General features: G+C 29.8%; 18 protein-coding genes. 9 read left to right on the plus strand and 9 right to left on the minus strand.

Translation table 4 applies throughout. The features are described from left to right. Window positions 1–2 precede the first annotated feature (2 nt). From hrcA to gyrA, 5 genes are all read right to left on the minus strand, one after another. The gene (gene hrcA, locus NW238_RS03010) at window positions 3–1,010 is read right to left on the minus strand and encodes a heat-inducible transcriptional repressor HrcA (RefSeq protein WP_216505599.1); all 1,008 of its coding nucleotides are present in this window, start codon (window positions 1,008–1,010) and stop codon (window positions 3–5) included. Window positions 1,011–1,228: 218 nt separating this feature from the next. Next, window positions 1,229–1,441: a 50S ribosomal protein L31 gene (gene rpmE, locus NW238_RS03015; protein WP_216505598.1), complete on the minus strand. Its 213-nt coding sequence runs from the start codon at window positions 1,439–1,441 to the stop codon at window positions 1,229–1,231. A gap of 24 nt (window positions 1,442–1,465) precedes the next feature. Further along, window positions 1,466–2,062: a 30S ribosomal protein S4 gene (gene rpsD / locus NW238_RS03020; RefSeq protein WP_216505597.1), complete on the minus strand. Its 597-nt coding sequence runs from the start codon at window positions 2,060–2,062 to the stop codon at window positions 1,466–1,468. Window positions 2,063–2,246: 184 nt separating this feature from the next. Continuing rightward, window positions 2,247–3,800: an MAG5620 family putative phospho-sugar mutase gene (locus tag NW238_RS03025; protein WP_216505596.1), complete on the minus strand. Its 1,554-nt coding sequence runs from the start codon at window positions 3,798–3,800 to the stop codon at window positions 2,247–2,249. A gap of 18 nt (window positions 3,801–3,818) precedes the next feature. Continuing rightward, entirely contained in the window at window positions 3,819–6,596 is a 2,778-nt protein-coding gene (gene gyrA, locus NW238_RS03030) for a DNA gyrase subunit A (protein ID WP_216505595.1), read from the minus strand. A 312-nt stretch (window positions 6,597–6,908) separates the two neighbouring features. Here gyrA and cypl point away from each other — a divergent pair, with 312 nt between their 5' ends. From cypl to NW238_RS03055, 5 genes are all read left to right on the plus strand, one after another. Further along, entirely contained in the window at window positions 6,909–8,234 is a 1,326-nt protein-coding gene (gene cypl / locus NW238_RS03035; RefSeq protein WP_216505594.1) for an ABC transporter thiamine pyrophosphate-binding lipoprotein p37/Cypl, read from the plus strand. After that, complete coding sequence (locus NW238_RS03040; protein WP_216505593.1) at window positions 8,234–8,983, plus strand: phosphonate ABC transporter ATP-binding protein; 750 nt, start codon at window positions 8,234–8,236, stop codon at window positions 8,981–8,983. The genes cypl and NW238_RS03040 overlap by 1 nt, the downstream gene beginning before the upstream one ends. After that, complete coding sequence (locus tag NW238_RS03045) at window positions 8,947–10,737, plus strand: PhnE/PtxC family ABC transporter permease (protein ID WP_258451788.1); 1,791 nt, start codon at window positions 8,947–8,949, stop codon at window positions 10,735–10,737. The genes NW238_RS03040 and NW238_RS03045 overlap by 37 nt, the downstream gene beginning before the upstream one ends. A gap of 77 nt (window positions 10,738–10,814) precedes the next feature. Next, window positions 10,815–12,212, plus strand: coding sequence for a glutamate--tRNA ligase (gene gltX, locus NW238_RS03050; protein WP_258451789.1), 1,398 nt, complete (start codon window positions 10,815–10,817; stop codon window positions 12,210–12,212). Then, entirely contained in the window at window positions 12,203–12,607 is a 405-nt protein-coding gene (locus tag NW238_RS03055) for a hypothetical protein (protein WP_258451791.1), read from the plus strand. Before gltX ends, NW238_RS03055 begins: the two co-directional genes overlap by 10 nt. A gap of 294 nt (window positions 12,608–12,901) precedes the next feature. On the opposite strand, the gene metK is transcribed toward NW238_RS03055, so the two are convergent. Further along, window positions 12,902–14,077 carry a methionine adenosyltransferase gene (gene metK / locus NW238_RS03060; protein ID WP_216505589.1) on the minus strand — a complete coding sequence of 392 codons (1,176 nt, stop codon included), beginning with the start codon at window positions 14,075–14,077 and terminating at the stop codon, window positions 12,902–12,904. 286 nt (window positions 14,078–14,363) lie between these two features. Here metK and rpmF point away from each other — a divergent pair, with 286 nt between their 5' ends. The 4 genes from rpmF to eno all read left to right on the plus strand — a co-directional run bounded on the left by rpmF (window position 14,364) and on the right by eno (window position 19,061). Further along, window positions 14,364–14,564: a 50S ribosomal protein L32 gene (gene rpmF, locus NW238_RS03065; RefSeq protein ID WP_216505588.1), complete on the plus strand. Its 201-nt coding sequence runs from the start codon at window positions 14,364–14,366 to the stop codon at window positions 14,562–14,564. Window positions 14,565–14,955: 391 nt separating this feature from the next. Further along, a complete protein-coding gene (locus NW238_RS03070) occupies window positions 14,956–16,551 on the plus strand; it encodes a hypothetical protein (RefSeq protein ID WP_216505587.1) in 1,596 nt (531 codons plus the stop codon). Beyond that, the gene (thiI, locus tag NW238_RS03075; protein ID WP_216505586.1) at window positions 16,541–17,677 is read left to right on the plus strand and encodes a tRNA uracil 4-sulfurtransferase ThiI; all 1,137 of its coding nucleotides are present in this window, start codon (window positions 16,541–16,543) and stop codon (window positions 17,675–17,677) included. Before NW238_RS03070 ends, thiI begins: the two co-directional genes overlap by 11 nt. Before the next feature lie 10 nt (window positions 17,678–17,687). Next, a complete protein-coding gene (eno, locus tag NW238_RS03080) occupies window positions 17,688–19,061 on the plus strand; it encodes a phosphopyruvate hydratase (protein ID WP_216505585.1) in 1,374 nt (457 codons plus the stop codon). 82 nt (window positions 19,062–19,143) lie between these two features. Here the strand turns inward: eno and NW238_RS03085 are convergent, their stop codons facing one another. The 3 genes from NW238_RS03085 to NW238_RS03095 all read right to left on the minus strand — a co-directional run bounded on the left by NW238_RS03085 (window position 19,144) and on the right by NW238_RS03095 (window position 23,826). Beyond that, a complete protein-coding gene (locus tag NW238_RS03085; RefSeq protein WP_216505584.1) occupies window positions 19,144–19,869 on the minus strand; it encodes a signal peptidase II in 726 nt (241 codons plus the stop codon). After that, the gene (ileS, locus tag NW238_RS03090; RefSeq protein WP_258451792.1) at window positions 19,862–22,540 is read right to left on the minus strand and encodes an isoleucine--tRNA ligase; all 2,679 of its coding nucleotides are present in this window, start codon (window positions 22,538–22,540) and stop codon (window positions 19,862–19,864) included. Before ileS ends, NW238_RS03085 begins: the two co-directional genes overlap by 8 nt. A 116-nt stretch (window positions 22,541–22,656) precedes the next feature. Beyond that, complete coding sequence (locus NW238_RS03095; protein WP_258451793.1) at window positions 22,657–23,826, minus strand: endonuclease; 1,170 nt, start codon at window positions 23,824–23,826, stop codon at window positions 22,657–22,659.

Consider the following 23,826-nt stretch of genomic DNA (forward strand, 5'->3'; position numbering starts at 1 on the left):
AATTACTCCTTATTTTTATCGCTATCTATAATTAAATCTTCTAACAGCTTAATAGCAGTTAAACTTCTATGATAGTCCATTCTGTTTGAACCAACCAAACTTATTTCCTTAATTTTTCCATCAGTTTCAAGTTTTTTTGTAATTATTGAACAATGGTCATCTCTAACAGCAATTTTTAATTTAGCATCGTCATCAATTTCTCTCTCTAGAGTTTTCCAAATTGACTGATTTTCAATTAAATACAGAATTTTAGTTAAATCTTGTCTAGATATTTCATCCGCCAAAATAATTTTATCTTTACCGTAGACAACATTTTTATTTTGCAATTCAAAGTCAAACACATTATTAACTAAACTTTCCAATATTGATTCATAGTTTTTAATTTGACCGGCTAGAATTGGAGCTAAACTGTCCGCAGTTTCACGAAGTTTCAAAATTGGGACATCTATCAAACGTTCCTTGAAAATTCTAATAGCTATTCTCAAATCATTCATGTCAGTGCTGTTTAAATCAAGAGTAATAGTTCTATGTGTGACTTCACCAAATGAAGTAACCAAAACTATAGTGGCTTGATTTTCAGTTAGAGGTACCAATTGAATACTTTTTAAAGTAGATGATTCATTAGTTTCACTTGTAACTAATGTTATACCAACCGTATCCGAAATAACTTTACATGCTTCTTTAACTGTTTCATCTACACTAGTTCTTCTTTTTGCGAATATATCCTTTATCTTTTCTCTTAATGATTTTGAGTCTTGCGTAATTAAATGTTTTGCGTAAAATTTATAACCTTCTATCGAGGGAATACGTCCAGATGAAGTATGAGTCTTTTCGAGATACCCCATTTTTTCTAAATTGTTCATTAAATATCTAACTTTTGCACTTGAAAATGACAGGTTAAACCGCGTAACTAATGTTGAAGATCCAACTGGTTGACCAGTTTCAATATATAAATCTACAACACATTTCAAAATCTTTTGTTTATCGTTTGTTAGTTCTAAATTATTCATATGAAAATTATAACATTTTTTAGCAAATTTAGCATTCGACTGCTAAATTATTTATCGTTACTTTTTCTTGTTTTTGAGTCTTAGTAAAAAAACATAAAATAAAGCAGTCATCTAACTAAATTTCTTTTTAACAAAATTGAAAATTTTTTAAAAAAATTCCCAGTGCCTATCTAATTAAAATAAAAAAACATCGATTACTCGATGTTATTAATGAGTGATTATTTTTTAACTGATTTTGCAAGACGTTGATTAAATTTGTCAATCATACCGGTTGCTTTTGTTTTTGCTCTGTCACCTGTGTAAACTACGTGACATCCTGAACAAACGTCTACTGAAATTGAAGTTTTTGTTGTACCGAATTCGAATTCTGTATTACATGTTGAACATGTTGTTTTAACAACATTGTATTGTGGGTGAATATCTTTTTTCATAATACTTCCTTATACCTTAGTTAATTATTTTGAGTAGAACTCAACAACTAGGTTTTCTTTAATTTCAGGTAATACTTCTGTTCTTTCAGGTAAACGATCTAAAGTAGCTTCAAAACCTTTTAGGGTAATTCAAGCAGCCGTTGTTTTTTCAGCTAAGTTTGCAATAATTTGTGAATTCTTTTGTGATTTTTCTTTTAAAGCAATAACTTGTCCTACTTTAATAGTCATTGATGGAATGTTTGCTTTTTTACCATCAACTGTAAAGTGGTTATGCGCAACTAATTGTCTTGCTTGTCTTCTTGTATTTGCAAAACCTGCACGGTAAACTAGGTTATCTAAACGAACTTCTAAAAGTTGGATTAGGTTTGTACCTAAAACACCTTTAATCTTTGCAGCTCTCTCAAAGAATTTTCTTAATTGTTTTTCACTCATGCCATATACGAATTTAACTTTTTGTTTTTCGTATAAGTGTAGACCATAGTCTGATAATTTTACACGTTTGTTGCCGTGTTGACCTGGTGCGTAAGTTCTCTTTTTACCTTTTGAGAACTCTTTTCCTGTTTCAAGAATTGAAAAGCCGTAACGACGAGCCTTTTTGAAAACTGGACCTGTATATCTCATGTTTTTTCCTCTTTCTGCATAAAACATCAAAAGGGGTAATCTCTAACTAATTAATAAAACTTTAATGATTTCGGTTTTCAGCATCCCTACTTTCAACTCCACTGAAGTGTTATAACATTTAGTTATGATTGCCGGCTGTAATATGCTTTTTTATTATATATAAAAGATTAAATAATCAAAATTATTACTCATCATTTTCAGTATTATTTTTTGTAGTTTTCCGTAATTTTCTAAGTAATTTTTTAAACTTATGCAATATTCAATTAATTTTTATCGCGATTGAACATTGTTCTAAGAAAGAATAATTGTCTTTATATCTGTAAACCATGCACATAATAATATCAACACACAATTTTTTCGAATCAAAATCATAATAAAAAATTACTTCGTGTTTTTTTGATGTTGTTAATTTTATAAAAAAATATTTATTATGGTCTCATTTGTCTATGGCCTCAAAATTGAATCATAGATTTGATTTATTTTTTTTGTCCTTCATTATTGCAGTTGAAATGAAATTAGTTATCTTTTTTGTTTCTTCGAAATCTAATTTATAACGTTTTTTAATAGTCTTAATACTACCGAAACTCTCTACTAATTTATTATATTTAAAGCTTAAAAGATTGTTTCGGTTTGCATAGGAATTAAGCATTCAAATTAAACAAATAAAGAAATAATAATTATTAAATTCAGGAGAATATTTTGGGTTCGCAATAAAGTTATTTTCAGTGTACGCAAATACATAATTTTTGTCATTAAGTACAGATTTATAATTGGAATGGTCAAAATAAGTCCAACCTACTCCATATTGTTTTAATAGATCTTTTACCGCATAGGTCGAACTATGTGGAATCATAACTTTGAAGTCTGAAATATCTTTTTTTACTCGTTTATATTCCTCTAAATAAAAGTCTAAATAGATTAATGCAAGTGTATTAGAGTCAGCAAAATTGAATCTATTATTCAATAACAATCCAACATTGATTTTGGAAGAATCGCCGAAATGAAAAATATTAGAAATCTTTCTTTTTATCATTGATTTTCTAAATAGTTTAGAAACGACTTTAACCCATTTTAGACCATGACTTCTTTTTCTTGTTTTAAAATTGTTAGCATAATTTTGCAATAAATTTCTCATTAAAACCAATGAAGTTAAATTTTTATGCGTCAATAAACTTAGCGATTTATATCGCTGCTTGACGTTAGCAAAAGGTTTTAAAATTTCATTCTTTGAACATAATTCGCTTACGTATTTGTCAAAATTTAATTTTATAAATGGTTTAACATCCCAGTCAAAATTAAACTCGTGATTGTTAACATACATTTCATAAATTTCCGATTGTTTTTCAGGAGTTAAATCGTCAAATTTTGAATCTTTAATATTTACCTGTAAGTACTTAAATTCTGTATTAATTGTCAATTTTAGTAAATAATCAAGCGGATTGACCTTCATTGCATATTCATCAAGTATCATGGGGGCGGAACTATGCTTATCGTATTCATAAATAATGTGTCCGTGACTTTGCAAAAATTTTGCTACCTTGGTAAGATATTTATTTCTGGTTTCACCTTCCAAAGATATTAAAATCTTAGATTTAGGTTTGATATTTTCATGAATAGCTTGAGCAAGTAGCAAAAAAGAACAAAGACGTACTGGATCTTTTTCTGTTTTATTTAAAAAAACATAATTGTTATTAATATGTAATAATTTGTCTTTCTTTAAAACATTTTTGTCAGTCATCTTTGTCCTTCTTTAAAATTATTCGATTTCTTCAGCGGTGACTCTTTCTTCATCAATTTCAGAATCATCAGTATCATCTATTCCATCTTCCGGTGTTTGTTCAAGAACTTTTTTAATGAATTCAGCTTTTTTAAGAGATACTTGCTCGTCAATTTTATCGTCAACCTTAATCACTTCTACTGCTTGTATATTTTCTTTATTTTTAAGATTAATAAGTTTGACACCTTTGCTTGCACGACCGCTAATGTTTATTTGTTCAATAGGCACCCTAATTGTTAAGCCACTTGTCGTAATAATTAGTAACTCATCCTGAGGGTTAACAAAACGTGAAAAGACAATATTACCGGCTAATTTAGAATTAATACCTTTAACACCTTTTCCGCCACGTTTCACAAGTCTAAATTGATCATGATGAGTTAATTTACCAAACCCTTCAGCCCCAATAGTTAATACTAATTCGCCTTCTAAATCACTCGAAGCAGAAACAACTTCTTGATTTTCTTCTAAATTAATACCTTTAACGCCATATGCTGTTCTAGACAATGGTCTAAAATCTTTGGATTGGAATTTAACTATTCTATCGTCATTATTAGCCAACATAATTAACGAATCCTCTTTAACTATCATTGCTCTTACTAATTCATCACCCTCGCGCAAACTAAATGCGTATTTACCACTAGCATAAATAGTTTGATATTGTGTTAAAGGTGTTTTTTTAATAATTCCATATTTTGTTGCTGTGAATAAAAATTCGTTTTCGTTATAGTCATTTATAGGTAACATTGAAACTATTTTTTCATTGTCTTTAACATTTAAAGTTGGAACTAAATTCACAAAAGGAGTTCCTTTAGATTGTCTTGATAATTCAGGTATTTCATGAGCTCTTATTCTATATACCCTCGCATGGTTTGAAAATAACAATAAATCAGTGTGAGTTGAACAAGTTATTAATGAAGCTACATCATCGTCGTCATAGGTTTTCATTGTTGTTATACCAACTCCACCTCTTCTTTGAGTTTTGTATTCTTCAAGATCGATTCTTTTTACATATCCTTTAGCAGATGTTGTAATAACAATATCTCTTTCGGGAATTAAGTCTTCATCTGTTATTCTTCCACCGGCTTCTAGGTTGATTGTCGATCTACGTTCGTCAGCATATTTCATTTTAACTTCAGTTAATTCATCAATAATTAATTGAACCAATTTTTCATGTGAAGCCAAAATTTCTTCAATACGTGTAATTTCGGCAATTAATTGATTCATTTCTTCAATCATATTTTCAATAGCCAAACCAGTCAAACGGCCTAAACGCATATCTACAATAGCTTTTGTTTGTCTTTCGCTTAAATTAAATCTTTCGCCTAATCTTTGTTGGGCTTCAGCGTCATTCTTAGATTTTTTAATGATTGCAATTACTTCATCGATATTTTCAACAGCGATTTTTAAACCTTCTAAAACATGAAGTCTGTCTTTAGCTTTTTCAAGATCAAATTTTAATCTACGTGTAACGACATCTTCTTGATGCTTTAAATAAACTTCAATAGCTTGCTTAATATTCAATAGTTTTGGTTCACCGCTCACTAAAGCAACAAAGTTAACATTGTAATTAACTTGTAGATTTGTTTGGCGATAAAGTTTATTTAACAAAATGTGTGGATTTATATTACGCTTCAAGTCTATAACAATTCTAATACCTTCACGGTTAGATTCGTCTCTTAAATCTGCAATGCCTTCAATTGATTTATCTTTAACTAAATCCGCGATTTTTTCAATGATTGCTGTTTTTTTGATCTCATAAGGGATTTCAGTAACAATAATTCTGCTTTTTCCGTTTTTAAACTCTTCAATTTTAGCAATTGAACGAATAGGTATTGAACCTTTACCAGTAGTATATGCTTCCTTGATTCCTTCGTTGCCTAAGATCATAGCACCCGTTGGAAAATCAGGTCCAGGTAAAAATTCCATCATCTCTTCTATTGATAAATCCGGATTCTTAGCTAGCGCTATAGTTGCATCAATTGCTTCTCCTAAGTTATGAGGTGGGATGTTAGTTGCCATACCGACAGCAATACCCGATCCACCAGTAACTAACAAGTTTGGAAAGCGAGCTGGTAACACAACTGGTTCTTTTTCGCTTGCATCATAGTTGTCCACAAAATCAACTGTGTCTTTTTTAATTCCATCCAACATTTCAGAAGCAACTTTACTCATTCTTGCTTCAGTATAACGCATCGCAGCCGCACCATCACCGTCAATTGAACCAAAGTTTCCATGTCCATCAACCAATGGATATCTCATAGAAAACTCTTGCGCCATACGAACCATAGCATCATAAACTGATGAATCACCGTGTGGGTGATATTTACCAAGAACGTCACCAACAATACGTGCGCTTTTTCTATGTTGTGAAGCGTGAGTAATGCCCAACTCACTCATATCATATAAAATACGACGGTGAACAGGTTTTAAACCATCTCTAGCATCAGGCAAAGCACGCGAAACAATAACACTCATTGCATACTCAAGGAATGAATTTTTCATTTCTTTGTCAATATCAATTGGATGAAGACCATCTAGTGGTTTTTCAATAATCTGGCTCTGAACAACATAATCTTCTTTATTTTGCGGTATTTGTTCTTCCTCTTCATCCTCAATTTCTGTATTTTCTTCTTGTTTGAAGGCAACAAATAATTCTTCATCGGGAATATAATTTTCATCAAATTCTTCAATAATTGGTTTGTTTAATTCTTCTTTTTCGTCTAATACTTTTTCTTTATCTTTTTCGTTAAATGACATTCTTGCTCCTATAAATATATATTTTAATATTAATATTATATCAACTTTGATTTTTTTATGTAGATAATACTTATTAATTTAACATCATAGATGTTCATATCATTTGTAATAAAATCACACGTTTTTCACTAATTTACATTTTACGTTAACACCCGTGTGTAAATATTTCTTTATTTGTACTATACTGGTTTATAATTAAATTGACAAGGGTGCTACGAAAGTGGCTGAGAACATACCTATTAGCAGATCATGGTAATTCATGCGTGGCTAAGTTCTTATTTAATTTGATTCCTTGTCAAAGGAGTATTTTTTATGAAATTTATTAAAAAAATAATGAGTGCGTCGGCACCACTTACTTTGACAACAGCGACATTGTTGTCTGCTAGTTGCAATAACAAAACGACCGAAAAAACAAAAGAAAACTTAGATTTATTGTGAGATACAGAGATTACTATAACTAATTCATGAATAAATCCAGGTTTTCAAAAAACTAAGAAAGAAACCGATTTCTTGAATTTATTAAGTAAAAGATTCAATGAATTAAAGAATAAAGATAAAAGCACAAAACATCTGCCAGATGTTAAATTTAACATTGAAACCAAAGATAAAAGCACATACATTCAAGACATTGAAAACGATAATAAAAAAAATGATTTATTAATTGCAAATTACACAGTTTTTTCAGAAAACTTTTGACAAGACGGAAAATTTGTGAATGATAATAATCCAAAATTGGTAGCTCAAACCAGTACATTAAAATTTAATTGACAATCTTCAGACAACGATTTATATAAAGACGGAACTTCAACAGATCCGCTAAGAATTGCGGCAATAAAAAATAATGAAGTTTGAGTAAAAAACACTGGTTTTGAATATCCGGACTGACCAGAAGCAATTAAACAAAACAAAATCAATTTTGATGGTTCGAAATACGATACATTCTATTCAAAAGATAAATTAACATATGTTTATCACGGTGCAATATTAATATCAGGAAATTTTGCTAAACGAACCGAAATTACTAAAGATTGAGAAGATAGAAATTGAGAAAAATTTGTTTCTCACGGTATTGTTTACAGCAAAAACACTAGCGCAGGCGGTTTTAAATATCAAGCGGCACTATTAGCTCGTCATTTCAATAAACCTCTTACTGAAATACTGGAATATTTAAACTCAAACTCTGAATATGTTTTTAAAGGGTCTAAGCCTAAATCACAATTGGGTAAAGAATCACAAAATTCAAAAGGAGAAAAAATTGTTCCTCATATTGCCTTCGATGATGAAGGTTCGTATAACTGAACTGAAAATAATGGTAAAAACAATTATTACAAACCTCAAGGCTTTAAATCAAATAAAAGCTATGAAGATCAGGAAAATGATGTTATCAGAACATTAACCTTAACCAATCCAGCTGCATATGATGTAGTTCTTGGAAGAAAAGGCCTACACGATAAACAAGTTGAATTAATTGCGAAGGCACTTACATCTCTTACCGTACAAGAAAATACATACGGAATCTATACTGGATACAATAAATTCCAACTGCTATCTAACGAATTATTTCAAAAATTTGTCAAATTGCAGGTTCAAGCTGAGAGTGTTCAAGATTTAGTTAATGATATACCGGAAATTAACTAATGAACAAAATTATTGAATGTAAAGATATCAATCTTACTTATAAAAAAAATTCCGAAGATGTTCTGCAAAACATAAATTTAAATGTTTATGAGGGAGAAATGATTGCTGTTATTGGTCCAAGTGGAGCAGGTAAATCAACTCTATTTAAAATGTTTGTCAAAGCAATTAAACCCCGGAGTGGTGAAATCAAACTATTTGGAAAAGAGATTTCAAAAATACCAATTAAACATTGAAAAAAAATAATTGATAGAATTGGTTTTTTAACCCAAAAACCAAACCTTATAAATACTGATAATGTTTATGAGAATATAAGACGTTCTCACACTAAATATTCAAATTTCTTTTATCAAATCTTCGGTATTCTAAACAAAAAACAAAAAACTAAAATATTTCAAACACTAGATGAATTAAATATTCTTGATAAATCTTTTTCTCGTGTATCAGATTTGAGTGGCGGTCAACAACAAAGAGTTGAAATTGCCAAATTATTGATTAGAGATGTTGATTTAATTCTTGCTGACGAGCCTACAGCAAACCTTGATAACCACACAAGCAAAGAAGTGTTAGATTTACTGTTGAATCTAAAACACAAAAATAAAACTTTGATTGTCAATATACACGATTTAAGTCTTATTAAACAATATTTCGATCGAGTAATAGCAATTAATAATAAACATATTATTTTAAACAAAAAAGTTGATGATGTTGAACTATGAGAACTAATAGAATCGGTACAAAAAACTCAGTAGCTAAAATATCAAAATTTTACAAATATCAGTACATAAGCGCATATAGCGATAAAACAACTGGTTGAAAAATTAACCCAATTTTCAAACGTATAGCTATATTCTTAATTGTCGCAGGAATATGCACTTTAATCGCGTTTCAAGTTAAAAATATTAACTTTACAAATTCTGATTTAATTCTAAAAAAATTATGAAAACTATTCATTTTCAGTAATAAAAGTACTGTCAACGGGAGCGCTACAGGTATTTATACAGATCTATGAAAAGATTCATTTTACTCTTTATGAATAACAATAAAATTGGCGCTTGCTGGTACATTCACTGGATTTGCACTTGCTATAATCACAGCCGTATTATCATTCAAAGCTGTAACAAACAAATTCGTTGCTTATGTCTTTAAACTAACTATTTTATTTTTACGTGCGATACCTGAAATTGTATTTATTTTATTAATTACCAACACTTTTCGAAATGAAATCAGTTTAATGATTGTGTACCTATGATTTACTTGATTATGATTACACAAATACTATATAGAAATATTACAAAACGTAGATTTAAATCCATACTATTTATCAATAAATCAAGGAAATACGAAATTTAAAGCATTTATTAAGGAAATTTGACCGAGAATAAATAACAGAATTTTTGCGCTATTCATTTTTTCGTTTGAATCAAATATAAGATGAGCAGCAATACTGGGAGCTTTAAGTTTACCAGGAATTGGTGTCTTAATCAACTATGCTTCAGAGAAAACTATTCGTTTTACTCAACTCGGTATACCTTTGTTAGTATTAATGGGTTTTATAATTTTTCTAGAAATAATAAATATTTTATTTAAGAATTATTTATTCGAGACTAAATCAAAATCGTATATTCAAAAATATAAATTTAAGACACTCGAATACCAAAGACTTGCAAAAACTATTAATTTCAGAAAACTTATTATGACTTCTATTTTTCTGATTTGTACTGTAATTACAATATGAACAGTTACATCTACACCTATATGATTTTTTAATCTTTCAGAAACAAAATTATTTTTCAATGCCTTCTTTCACCCAGATTTTAGCGGATTTAAGTTAAATAGTTGAGATCTTAATTTTAATCCGTTCTTAATGATTTGAGAGTCTATTAGTTTCACAATCATGGCTCTTACAATTTGTACATTTTTCACTTTTATTTCTGTAAGGTTGCAATCAATTAGGCTAAATAAAGCTTGGTTTTCAGTTTTTTGAAGAGGTTTTAATGCGTTAATTCGCTTAATTCCTACGGTGGTATATTTTTATGTTTTTCTACCAATTTTAACTGCTTCTCCATTTTTCCTAATTATCATAATTTTAGGGCTTCATGAAATGTCTTCAAAATCTAAACAATTAGTTGAAGCGGTTGATAACTTGGATGAGGAAATTATTACTAACATGCGTATGCAAGGATATTCAAACAACCAAATATATTTAAAATTTATTATTCCATCTTTAAAAAGAGAAATTATTTCATTAACTATATTTTATTTTGAATTAATTTTCAGAAATTCAATAACTTATGCTGTCTTTGCACAAAATGAATTATCAATCGGAAATAATATATATAAAAATCTAGATGGTAAAACTAACTTTAATCCTCAACTAGCAATGGGTTATATCTGAATTGCAACTATTTCGATTTTAACTATAAACATCTGTGGTTATACGATATTGAATTGAAATAAAATTCAGCCAAACTTGTTTAAAAGAACAAAAATGCTGTCTAACTAGTTTTTTAACTAACACATTAAATGTTAGTTTTTTTTGTTTTTGTATTAAAATTAAACTTAATATTAATAGGAGTAATTATGAAGAAAATTAGAACAAGATACGCACCAAGTCCTACAGGATATTTACATATTGGTGGTGCAAGAACAGCATTATTTTGCTATTTATTTGCAAAGCATTTTAACGGAGAATTTATTTTCCGTCTTGAAGATACCGATATTAAAAGAAACGTTATTGACGGAGAAAAAAGTCAACTAGAAAATTTGGCTTGATTAGGTATCATCCCAGACGAAAGTCCTTTCAAACCAAATCCAAATTGTGGTAAATATCGCCAGAGCGAAAAACTTGATAGATACAAAGAAATTGCTCAAGAATTACTAAATCGTGGCTTAGCTTATAAAGCATACGATAATTCTGAAGAACTTGAGCAACAGCACGCCGAAAGCGAAGCAAAAGGTATTCCGTCATTCAAATATGATGCTAATTGATTAAAAATCACCGATGAAGAAAAAATCAAGAGAGAAGAAGCAGGTAAGTATTCAATCAGATTAAAAATGCCTAAAAATGTTCAACTTAGTTGAGATGATATTGTTAGAGGACCTATAAGTTTTGATTCTTCAGATATCGGTGACTGAGTAATTTTTAAATCTGATGGTTATCCAACATATAACTTCGCAGTCGTTGTCGATGACCATGATATGTCAATAACGCACGTTTTACGTGGCGAAGAACACATAACGAATACTCCTAAACAATTAGTTATTTACAAAGCTTTAGGTTGACAAGCCCCTACTTTCGGCCATTTAACAGTAATCACTAATATGGAAGGCAAAAAATTATCAAAGAGAGATACATCACTTAAACAATTCATCGAAGATTACCGTAATGAAGGTTATGTACCGGAAGCGGTCTTTAACTTTTTAACATTGTTAGGATGAACAGCAGAAGATGCAAGCGAAATAATGACAAAAGAAGAAATTATTGCTAAATTTGATCCACAGAGACTTTCTAAATCACCGTCAAAATTTGACATCGTCAAAATGCATTGATTCTCTAAACAATACTTTAAAAATAATGACAATACCGAAATAGCCTCAAAATTGAATCAGGACATTAACGATCTTTGAGTCAAATTATTTATTGAAACATTTAAAGAAAGCGTCGGAACTATAACCGAACTAAATAACCACTTAAATTCATACAAAAATCCAGTAAAAACAACTGACTTTGTATTCAATGAACAAGAATTAGCAGTAATTAACGAATTCACTAACCAAATTGAAAATGTTGATTTCACAGTTGAAAATATACAATTAGCTATCAATAATACCAGAGACAAACTAGGAATTAGCGGTAAAAAATTGTTTATGCCAATAAGAAAAGCTACGACTTTTGCCGAACATGGACCAGAATTAGCTAAAGCAATTTTCCTTTACGGCCGTGATGTTGTAATTGAAAGATTAAGTTTATGAAAATAAAATTTTGCTCACTATATAGACAAGAAGGTCAAGACCAAAAAGCTGAATTTGAGGTCGATGCAAAATACTCAAAAGAATTAATCAAACATCCTTTTGAAAATATAGAATATGAATATGAAGTTTATGAATTTCATGATCCCCAAAGCAAACAGCCAACACGTATTGAAATTAACCCTAAAAGCGTTAATGTAATTACAAATAATGCGACATTACAATTAAGACTCTTAAAATGTCACAATGGTTCAAAAATACATTTAGAAAAAAATGACATTATTCTTAAAACATTGATGGATAAATGTATCGTTAGTGAAAAAGAAGCTTTTTTCCAGTATGAAATGTTCAGTATTAATGACCACCCAATGGGGGAATTCAAAATAACAATTTCTCATGAATAAAGAAAATATCGCAGATTAATGCGATATTTTTTATTGATTGGCTTTTTAAAATGCCGAATAAATAATATGAATAAAGTTCTAATTAAGCTTGTGCTTTAGCTGCTCTACGTTCATCTCTTGCTTGTTCTTTTTGCAATTTGTGTAGTCTTTTTGCAGCACGTTCTTTATTTTTTAATCTAACAATTTTTCTCATTTTTGCTCCCTTTGAATTGATTTGCTGAATTTATTTAGCTAATCATAGACCTAATTCATGTTTTAACGTTGTCTGTCGGTTATTATACCATAAAGAAATCTTTAAAAACCATTATGTTTTAAATATGTTTCAATGTCTTTAACCTTATTTGTTCTCTCTCAAGGTAAATCTAAATCATCCCTGCCAAAATGCCCAAAATAACTGGTATCACCAAAAATTGGTTTTCTTAAATCTAGTTCCTTAATGATTGATTGTGGACGTAAATCAAAAATGCTGGTAATTATATTTTTGATTAATTCAACATTTCGATTCCCATCTGTTTTAACGTTAATCGAAACGGGTTTAGCCACACCAATTGCGTATGATACCTGGATTTCAATTCAGTTGCATAGTTTTTTGGTAGCTACAATATTTTTCGCAATTCAACGACAAGCATAAGCCGCACTTCTATCAACTTTTGTTGAATCTTTTCCTGAAAACGCTCCACCGCCGTGGCGTCCGTATCCACCATAGGTATCAACAATAATTTTTCTACCGGTTAAACCAGTATCTCCTATTGGTCCACCGATAACAAAACGACCAGTAGGATTTATTAATATTTTATTAGGTAATTTAAAATTATATTTTCCTAAAACTACTGAAATTATATTATTAATGATAAATTCTTTGAATTCAACATCATTATAATTTTCATCGTGTTGAATTGACATTAAAACTGTGTCAACATCCAGTATTTTACCTTCGTCATCATATTCAACAGTTACTTGGCTTTTCATATCTGCCTTCGCTCATTTAAATTGGCCGTTTTGACGTAATTTATCTGCGTGTTTAACTAATTCGTGAGCCAAGGCAATAGCAAGGGGCATGTAATTGCTTGTTTCGCTGCAAGCATAACCAAACATAATACCCTGGTCACCCGCACCAATTTCATCATCTGATAAGATAACGCCTCTGCTAATATCTGGGCTTTGTTGCTTTATATCCGTTATGAATTTAATGTTAACAGTCGGATAATCCAGTTTATCAAATATTGATTTTGCTATTGCTATAGCATCAACCTTAGCGTTTGAACTAACTTCGCCTGCTATTAAAACAATATTACCAGTCGCCATTGTTTCAATCGCCACTCTGGCGTTTGAATCTTGTTCTAAATAAGCATCTAGGATACGATCAGATATTTGATCACATATTTTGTCCGGGTGTCCTTGTCCGACACTTTCTGACGTAAATAAATTTCTTACTTTATCAGAAGAAATGTTTTGATTAATATTTTTCATAAATAAAAAACTCCTTTTGCGTTAAATAAAACAAAGAGTTAAGTTTAAAAAGATTCACATGTTGAAGAAATCTCTCCCTGACTTTCCACCTTCCAAAATTGGGGTTGGCATGCCTCACTGCTGTCAAACTAGGCAACTCTTTATGTTATTCGCTATATATGATACATTAAATTTTTATTAACAAATATTTTATTATTATGTTTTTGTTTTTGTTGTTTTGTCTTATAATAACTTTACGTTATTTTAAATAAATAATAAGATCTTATAAATATTTAAAGGAGGAATCATGGCTATAGTTCCAAAACGTAAAACTTCGAAACAACGTAAACATAAAAGACGTACTCATGACACTTTAGTAGTACAAAACCTAGTGGCATGTAAAAACTGTACTAACCTAACACAACAACACAAAGTTTGTGAAATGTGTGGTTTCTACAAAGATAAAATCGTCGAAGGTTACAAAAGTATCAACTCACGTAACAATTAATAATCCAGTGCACTTATAAAAATCTGAGAAATCAGATTTTTTATTTCAAAATCGACAAATCTAGTTTTGAAATAAATAATTAAAATAATGGAGAATATTATATTGGAAGAACAAATTATCTATTTATTGATTACTGTAAACACATATTACGCTAAGTAGTCACGTAAAGAAATTATCGAACTAGTTACCAACTCAATAGTTCTAATAGCTAAGCAAATTTCCATAATCAACTGTAAGAAACCCTAATTTTATTATGCGAAATAAATATCAATTTGGAAACAAAAATAAAAACAATTCTTTCGACATAATATGTTGATTTTTTTTATATTTAGCTAGTTCATAGTTTAATAAATAATATTAATATGAAATACTTTATATATAATTGATAATTATGGAATATAAAAAAACAATTATCTTAACTATTTCAATGCTGATTTTCTTGTTTGCTCTGCTACTTGAAGGTTTCTTGATTTATCTAACAATCCGCAAAACAAAACTATCATATTTCAATGAACACCTGAAGAAATGAACGCAAGCGATCAAAAGTTCAAACTATAGTAACTCGGCTACTATTGACAGATTTAGGACATTATCAGCAACAATGACTAATTACTTGGATTTGAAAAATAGACTGAATAATATGTACTCAAAAATGTGTGATTTAACCAAAGAAATTAACCCTGTCTTGCAAAATTTGAATGAAGCAATTACAAAGTACAATTTAAATGAGGCTAAATCATTACACAAAAAGGCAACTAACATTTTTAAAGACTACAATAATTTAAATCAACAATTCAGTGGTTTAAGTGATTCTCTTAACAAACATTGAAACGCTATCGAAGTAGTGGCGGTAAATGCCTATGAAGTAATTAAAACACTTGAACAAATAATCAATGAAAGCAAAGATAAACTACCAATTTCCTATAATTCTTTAATTAATGAACTAAACGAGTTACGAAAGAAAACTTCATATCTAGAATCTCAAAGAACTAGTAAGGCAATTCAAGATGTGTCCAAAGATTTAAACGAACATGACCGTAAGGTAAGAATTTTTGCTGAAAAAGTCAGCCACATGGTTAATATGGAATGATTGAGTTTTAGTTATCTTCCTGAATGTTTAAATCAAATTAAACATCTAGACCAAAGCAATACCAATTACACAAAACTGAACGGTGATTTAGTTAAAATTCAAGATGATTTTATTAAAGAAACCTACCAAACAACAATCTCCAGAATTCGTGCTTGGTTATATCATTACAGTGTTTTGACTTCACAATTAAAAACCAAGCAAGAATTGTCAAATTTTATTGGTAATAATATCTCATTAATTAACCAAAATCTGAATAAAATTGAATTAATCACTAATAATTTTGTTTTAATTACAGATGAGTACAAACAAAATGAAAAAACTCAAATAATTGCTAATTTCGTAAATTTAAAACAAGATTTTGCAAAAATTAAAACAGCTTTAACAAATGGTGAAGCAAATGTATCATATCTAGATATTGACGCGTTCATTAATTCAATGATTGAATGAATAAATAAGTTTAACTATTTAATTAAACAATATAATGACGCCGAAGAAAGTAAACGTTATCAACAATACTATTTAAATATTTTACAAATATGGTACTTGTTTGTTATCACAAATAAAGATTTATTAGAGATGAATTCAACCAATGAAAAAGCAATTACACAATTAATCAAAATGAATGAAAGTTTCACATCAAAATCAGCAATAGAAGAAAACAAACTAACGTTTTTTGCTGATAGACTGTTAGAATTGTGTAAATTGATTTATTATGCTCAAACATATAAATTTATGGCTCTGGATTTAATTAACTCAGCATCAATATACAGATTAAACAATGAAAATATTGATTCGCTGATTAAAATAAGTCTTGAAAAAATCCAAAATAAACAATACAAAGAGGCATTCCAATTGATTAAAGACTTAATTAGAAGGGAGAAATTAGATGTTCACTAAGATATTAATACGTTACGGGGAATTAACGCTTAAAGGTAAAAATAGACAAAATTTTATAGATGTTTTAGCCCGTAACATTACAAACATTGTTGGCGAACGACCAGATGCTAAATTTGATCGTATGTATCTTTCATATTCTCAACACAATATGAATAAATTGAAATACATTTTCGGCATAAGTTCTTATAGTCCGGTTGTTGAATGTGAAAATAAAATTGATCAAATATTTGATTTCGCTAACAAAATGATTGATTTTAATTCTAAAACATTCAAAATCTCTGCCAGACGTTCAAACAAAAATTTTGAGCTTTCTAGTCAAGATATCAACATGCAATTAGGTGGTTTTATTCTTAAAAACCACCCAAATATCAGTGTTGATGTACACAATCCAGACCAAACAATTTTTGTGGAGGTGAGAGATAAATCAACATTTATTTTTCAAGACGCCACACCCGGACTTGGCGGACTACCCGTTGGAATTTCAGGTCGTGTATTACACTTAATGAGCGGCGGCATCGACTCGCCAGTGGCTGCCTTTGAATTAATGAAACGTGGCTTAGAGGTACATTTCCTTTCATTTGTTTCTCCACCACAAACCGATGAAAAAACAATTGATAAAATGAAAAGATTGATTGCTAAATTAAACAACTATCAATGCAAAAGTATGTTTTATTTATGTGATTATTCAAATATTTTGAATTACATTGCACTTGTATCAAATCAGGCATTTAAAATAACATTGTTAAGAAGAAGTTTTTATAGAATTGCATCCAGTTTAGCAGACAAACTTCATTTTATAGCTCTTTCAAATGGTGAAAATCTTGGACAAGTTGCTTCGCAAACATTAGAATCACTATCTGTTATTAATCAATCTAGTTCAAAATTGGTTTTGCGTCCTTTATTAACAAAAGATAAGGTAGAAACAATAAATATTGCAAAACAAATCGGAACCTACGAAATAAGCATTGAAAAAGCAAATGAAACGTGCGAAATGTTTGCTCCAAAAGAGCCAGTAACTAAACCACGTTTTGAAGATGTTATTAAATTAGAAAATGAACTAAATAATTTGGAAAAATTTGAAAGTAATATAATTTTAAATAACATAGAAGTAATAAAAATAAAATAGGAGAGTATATATGTCAAAAATTATAGATATTTACGCAAGAGAAATTCTTGACTCAAGAGGTAACCCAACAATCGCTGTTAAGGTTACAACTGAATTGGGTGCACAAGGTGTTTCTATGGTGCCTTCAGGCGCCTCAACAGGTACAAGAGAAGCCTGTGAATTAAGAGATGCAGCATTTCCTGAATTTAAGGACAACTGGTTCGGCGGTAAAGGTGTTATGAAAGCCGTAACTAACACAAACGAAATTATTGCACCAGAATTAATTGGTCTTGAAGTTAGCGAACAAAGACTAATTGATATGACAATGATTAAATTGGACGGCACAAAAAACAAAACAAATTTAGGTGCTAACGCTATCTTAGGAGTTTCATTAGCTGTCGCTCGTGCTGCTGCTGAAGAAGCAGGATTACCTTTATATAGATACATTGGTGGTACTAATGCAAGAACACTACCTGTTCCAATGTTAAATGTTATGAATGGTGGTGCTCACTCATCAAACACAGTTGATATGCAAGAATTTATGATCATGCCTGTTGGGGCTAAAACATTTAGAGAAGCTTTACAAATGGCTAACAAAGTATTCCATAACTTAGGTAAATTATTGAAAAAAGAACACGGTACAACTGTTGGTGATGAAGGTGGATATGCTCCAAACTTAAAATCACATGAAGAAGTTCTTGACTACATGGTACAAGCTATTAAGGCGGCCGGACTTGTTCCTGCTACATCTGGAGAAAAGGCTGTTGCAATTGCAATGGACCCAGCAGCTAGTGAATTCTACGATGAAAAAGCTAAAAAATATGTTTTCAAAAAACTAAAACAAGCTATTGATGAAAAACGTAATGGCTTTGACCACTTACAAGACGTTAAATTAGAATACACTACTGAAGAACTTGTAGATTACTATGAAAAATTAGTAAATACATATCCAATTATTTCAATTGAAGATGGTTTAGCAGAAAGTGATTGAGATGGTTTCAAACTAATGAATCAACGTTTAGGTGATAGACTTCAAATTGTCGGTGATGACTTAACAGTTACAAACCAAGAAATTTTAAGAGAAGCTATTAAAAAAGATGTTATGAACTCAATTCTAATTAAACTAAACCAAATTGGTTCATTATCAGAAACATTAGACACAATGGAATTAGCTCATAAAGCCGGTTTTACTTGTGTAGTTTCACACCGTTCAGGTGAAACCGAAGATACAACAATTGCTGACTTAGCAGTTGCTTTAAACACCGGACAAATCAAAACTGGTTCATTATCAAGAACTGATAGAATCGCAAAATACAACCGTCTATTAGAAATCGAAGACGAATTAGGTGAAACAAGCAAATTCGATGGTGAAAAAACATACTTTAATCTAAAAAGACATGTTTAATACTCATTTAAATACTCGGCAACGAGTATTTTTTTTATATCAAAATAATAAAAAAGCAGCCAAATTTGTCTGCTTTTAAATATTATTTTTCGTCTAAACCATCGGTGTCAGAATTTTTATTATCTTGATTTGTATCAGTTGTCAATGAAGCATTATTTTTTTCTTTTTCTTCACTAACGTATTCTGCAATTAATGAAACTACAAAATAAATTAATAACCCAATGCAACCACCAACTAAAACAACATCAGCAAAGTTAAATGTTCCTATTTCTTTTCCCTGTCACTTTTCTAAAAAGGTACAAAAGAAAATATCTTTAACATGTCCTGCCCACAAGAAGCGATCTAACATATTTCCGATTGAACCTGCGCACAATAAAGCCATCATTACAACAATAGTTTTTGACTCTGTAAAAAATGGTACAGTTAGTAAAGCTAAAAACATAATAATACTTAATATTTGAATAATTATAATTGTTGCTTTATTTTCTCATGGAAGTACGGTTACTCCATAGTGTTCAACAGATCTTACACCAATTATTGCACCTTCATATATTACTGTTCTATCACCCTTATAGTTGTTAAAATCAGCTCATTTAAACAATGCGGCTTTGGTTATTTGGTCAATAGCCAATAACATAATAAAAAGTATTGTGAATATTAAATAGTTAATTAATATTTGTTTTTTATGATTCAACCATTTATCTTTTAAATAGTTTTTAAATTCTGTAAATTTGGATTTTATATTTTGTTTTCTTTCATCTCATGTAGGTTTTGGTTTATAGTTGTTACCATTGACTTCTTTACTCATTTTTTTCCTTGCTACTCATAACTTTGACACAAAGTGGACATAAATCATTAATTATTTGTGCTGGTAAGAAATGATTTCAGCAACGTTGACATTTTGCTGAATCAAATGTTTCGATTTTGAATTCATCACCAAATTCAACAATACCAACCATCAGTAATTGTTTTAAGTCTAGAGATTCAATAAATTCTGATTCTGGTTTTAATGTCAATTTAACTTCATTACTACGTTTAATTAGACCTTCTTTAATAGCGTTTTCAATAGCTAAATTAACTTTATCTCTTAATTCAAAGAATTCATCCCATTGTTTAATTACTTCTTCATCAACTTCTTTTTCTCTAGTAATTGTTTCTAAATGTACTGAGATTTGTTTATTTTCTTTAGGGAAATAAGTATAAGCATCCTCTGAAGTAGTTGGTGTTATCGGGGCTAGAATTGTAATTAAAAATTCAAGTATTTCGTAAAAGTTAGTCAATGTCATTAATCTATTAACTGAATCAAACTCTTCAACATATAAAATGTCTTTAGTGAAGTTTAAATAGAAACTAGACAATTCAATAACATAATTATTGATTAACTTAATACCGTTAATGAACTTGTATTCATCAAATGATTTTAATACACTGGCTCTTACTTGCTCTAATTGTTCTTTAATAAATTCATGAACACCTTTTCTTGGTAATGTTTGATCGTATTTGAAACCATCTAAATTACCTAGCATAAATTTGATGGTGTTTCTTATTTTCCTGTATGAATCTGAGTTTTGATTCAATATTGAATCTGAGATTGTGATATCGTTTGTATATTCACTGTTAGCAACCCAAAAACGTAAAATATCAGCGCCATGTTTTTCAATAACTTTTAACGGATCTACAGTATTTCCTTTAGATTTTGACATTTTTTCACCCTTACCATCTAACACAAATCCATGTGAAATCAAGTTTTTGTAGGGAGCAACTGAATTGTAAGCAACTGAATTTATTAATGATGAGTTGAACCAACCGCGATATTGGTCGCTTCCTTCAAGATAAAGGTCGTATGGTGGCTTAATGTTTTCATCAATTTCTACAGCAATAGAAGTAGAACCTGAATCAAATCAAACATCCATAATATCCATTTCTTTAGTAAAACCTAAATTTTTGAATTCTTTTGGTAATAATTCATCAGCATCTTTTTCTCATCAAATATTTGGCCCAAATTCTCCAATTAACTCAATAACGTGGTCAAATATTTTTTCGTCAAATACAGGTTTTAAGTCTTTATCGTAAAAAATAATCAAAGGAACTCCTCACGTTCTTTGACGTGAAATTGTTCAATCATTGTGGTTAGAAATCATATTACTCAATCTTTTCTTAGCTCATTCAGGATAAGTATTAACTGTTTCAAGTTGAGTTAAAATTTTGTCTTTAATTTTTTCAATAGAAACAAACCATTGTGGTGTACCTCTAAAAAGAATTGGTTTATGAGTTCTTCAATCGTGTGGATATGAGTGATTAATAGTTCCTGATTTTAAAACTAGACCCTTATTAGATAACTCTTCAATAATTAATTTTTCGGCTTTTGAATAGAATTGACCCTCGTAAGAACCCCCAAATTCATTAATTTTCCCATCATCAGCAATATGCATAATCATATTCAATGAATGTTTTTGTCCAATCAAGAAGTCATCCTCGCCAAATAATGGAGCCATATGAACTAAACCTGAACCAGATTCTAATGTAACATGGTGACCAATTACAACTGGACTTGGATTATTATTTAATGGACTTGTATATATTGAATCAACAATTTCACTTGGCTTTAATTCATCAACAATTTTGTAATTTTCTCAACCAAATATTGTACAAACTTTTTGAACTAAATCAGACGCTATAACGTATCTTTTATTTTCAAATTCAACAATTGAATAGACAAATTTTTCACCTATTGCAACTCCAGAGTTTGCAAGCAATGTTCATGGAGTGGTTGTCCAAATAACTAATCTATCGCCTTCTTTCAATTTAGATCCTGAAGGTTTAGAAACTTCGAATGCAACATATAAACTAGGGCTATCAATATCTTTATATTCAACTTCAGCCTCAGCTAATGCTGATTGTGATGAAGGAGATCAATAAACTGGTTTTAGTCCTTTATAAACTAAACCATCCATTACCATTTTCTTGAATAATTTCAGTTGTTGTGCAACAAAATGCGGTTCAAGAGTAATATAAATTTTCTCAAAATCAGTTAAAAGTTGCATTGTTTTAAATTGTTCCATTTGAATTTTTACTTGACTTAAAGCATATTCTTTAGCACGTTTACGTAATTCAACTGGAGATAATTCATTTTGAGATAAATGAGCCTCTTGTAGCATTTTATGCTCAATTGGCAAACCATGAGTATCTCATCCAGGAACAAATGGGGTATAAAAACCATTCATTGATTTATAACGAATAATTATGTCTTTTAATATTTTATTTAATGAGTGTCCAATATGTAAATTACCATTCGCATATGGAGGCCCATCATGTAAAATAAAAGGTTGGTTGCCTTTATTTTTTTCTAAAACTTTTCTGTAGATTTGATTATCAAGTCATAATTGTCTAAATTGGGGTTCTTTCTTTGTTAAATTTGCCCGCATTTCAAAATCAGTTTTAGGCATATTTAAAGTGTCTTTGTAATTTTTTTCCGACATGGTGCTCCTTATTCTGTATATATAATTAATATAATTTTATATTAAGTTTTAATATTATATAGAACATTCGCTTCAATATCAAAAAAAGTGAGAAATGCTCACTCTTTTTTTGCGGTTTATTTAATAGCAATAGCTATTCCTTTGTTGTGAAATTTAGAATCAGTTTTAAATCAAATTAAATCGATAAGCTCAGGATAATCACTAAATGGATTACGTAGTCCATTATAATGTCTGGCTATTGCATTATTTCTATCTATATCAAATGCGTCAACATTATCTTGATTAGACCACTTTTTATAAACTTCTAAATATTTTTTAGTTATGTATGGGAAACTGCTTTCAAATAAATCATTAGAACTTGAATTATTATGTGTAACAACAAAATAGAAATAAGCACGGGCTACATCGCCTTTAAATTCATCTATTGGCTCACAAATTCCGTTGGTTTTATCAACCTTAGTACCATTTCGACTTATAAAAGTTGGATTTTTAACGATATAGTGTGGATAATTCCCTCTTTCATTATTAACGATCTTGTCGGTTGGAAATATAAAGTGGGCGTCGTTTCTTGTTGGTTCAACTTTGCCAAATCATGACTGCGGTACAATATGTTCTCTGTTATATTTTGAACCTTCACCAGATTTTGAACGACTTTTCCCACTGCTACCGTCAGCATCTTTTCCTTCGTGAAACTCGTAAGTGAAGTAATAAGGGTCTTGTCCTTTAGGATTTTCTGAATAAATATCTAAAATGGTATTATCTTTTTCGTAGTATTTGTCAAGAAAAGCATCTTTATAAACGTTGTATAGGTAGGCATACGTCTTAATACCTCTTATTTTAGATTGTTGCAATTTTAATAACTCATCAAAAAGCGTTTTACCGTTTAGACCTTCTAATGAACTATAATAAGAATCTTTTTTATAAACTAGTCTTGTATTTTTATCAATGGCAACAGCATCTTCTCTAATTTTGTATTCAAAAGTCTGTGGTTCTTGGTCTGAACCGGTTTTATGTAGTGAGTAAATTACACTTCCGTTTGGTTTAATCTCAATATAAGAAATCTCATAACCTAATGGTAAATTTTCAACATTTAATTTTGAAATGACATTTTTAGGATCGGTTGATTTGAAATCTATTAACTCTGTCGGTTCTATGACTAACCTAGATGCAATCTTTTCTAGATATGAATTATTAGCATTTTTATTATCACATTTAGCAGCACAAATAATGCTTGAAGGCACTAAAAACGAAAGAGCTAAAGTATTTAAGTTAAAAACTTTATTCAT

It is taken from the genome of Mycoplasma zalophidermidis (assembly GCF_024742155.1).
Classification (GTDB): Bacteria; Bacillota_I; Bacilli_A; order Mycoplasmatales; family Metamycoplasmataceae; genus Mycoplasmopsis; species Mycoplasmopsis zalophidermidis.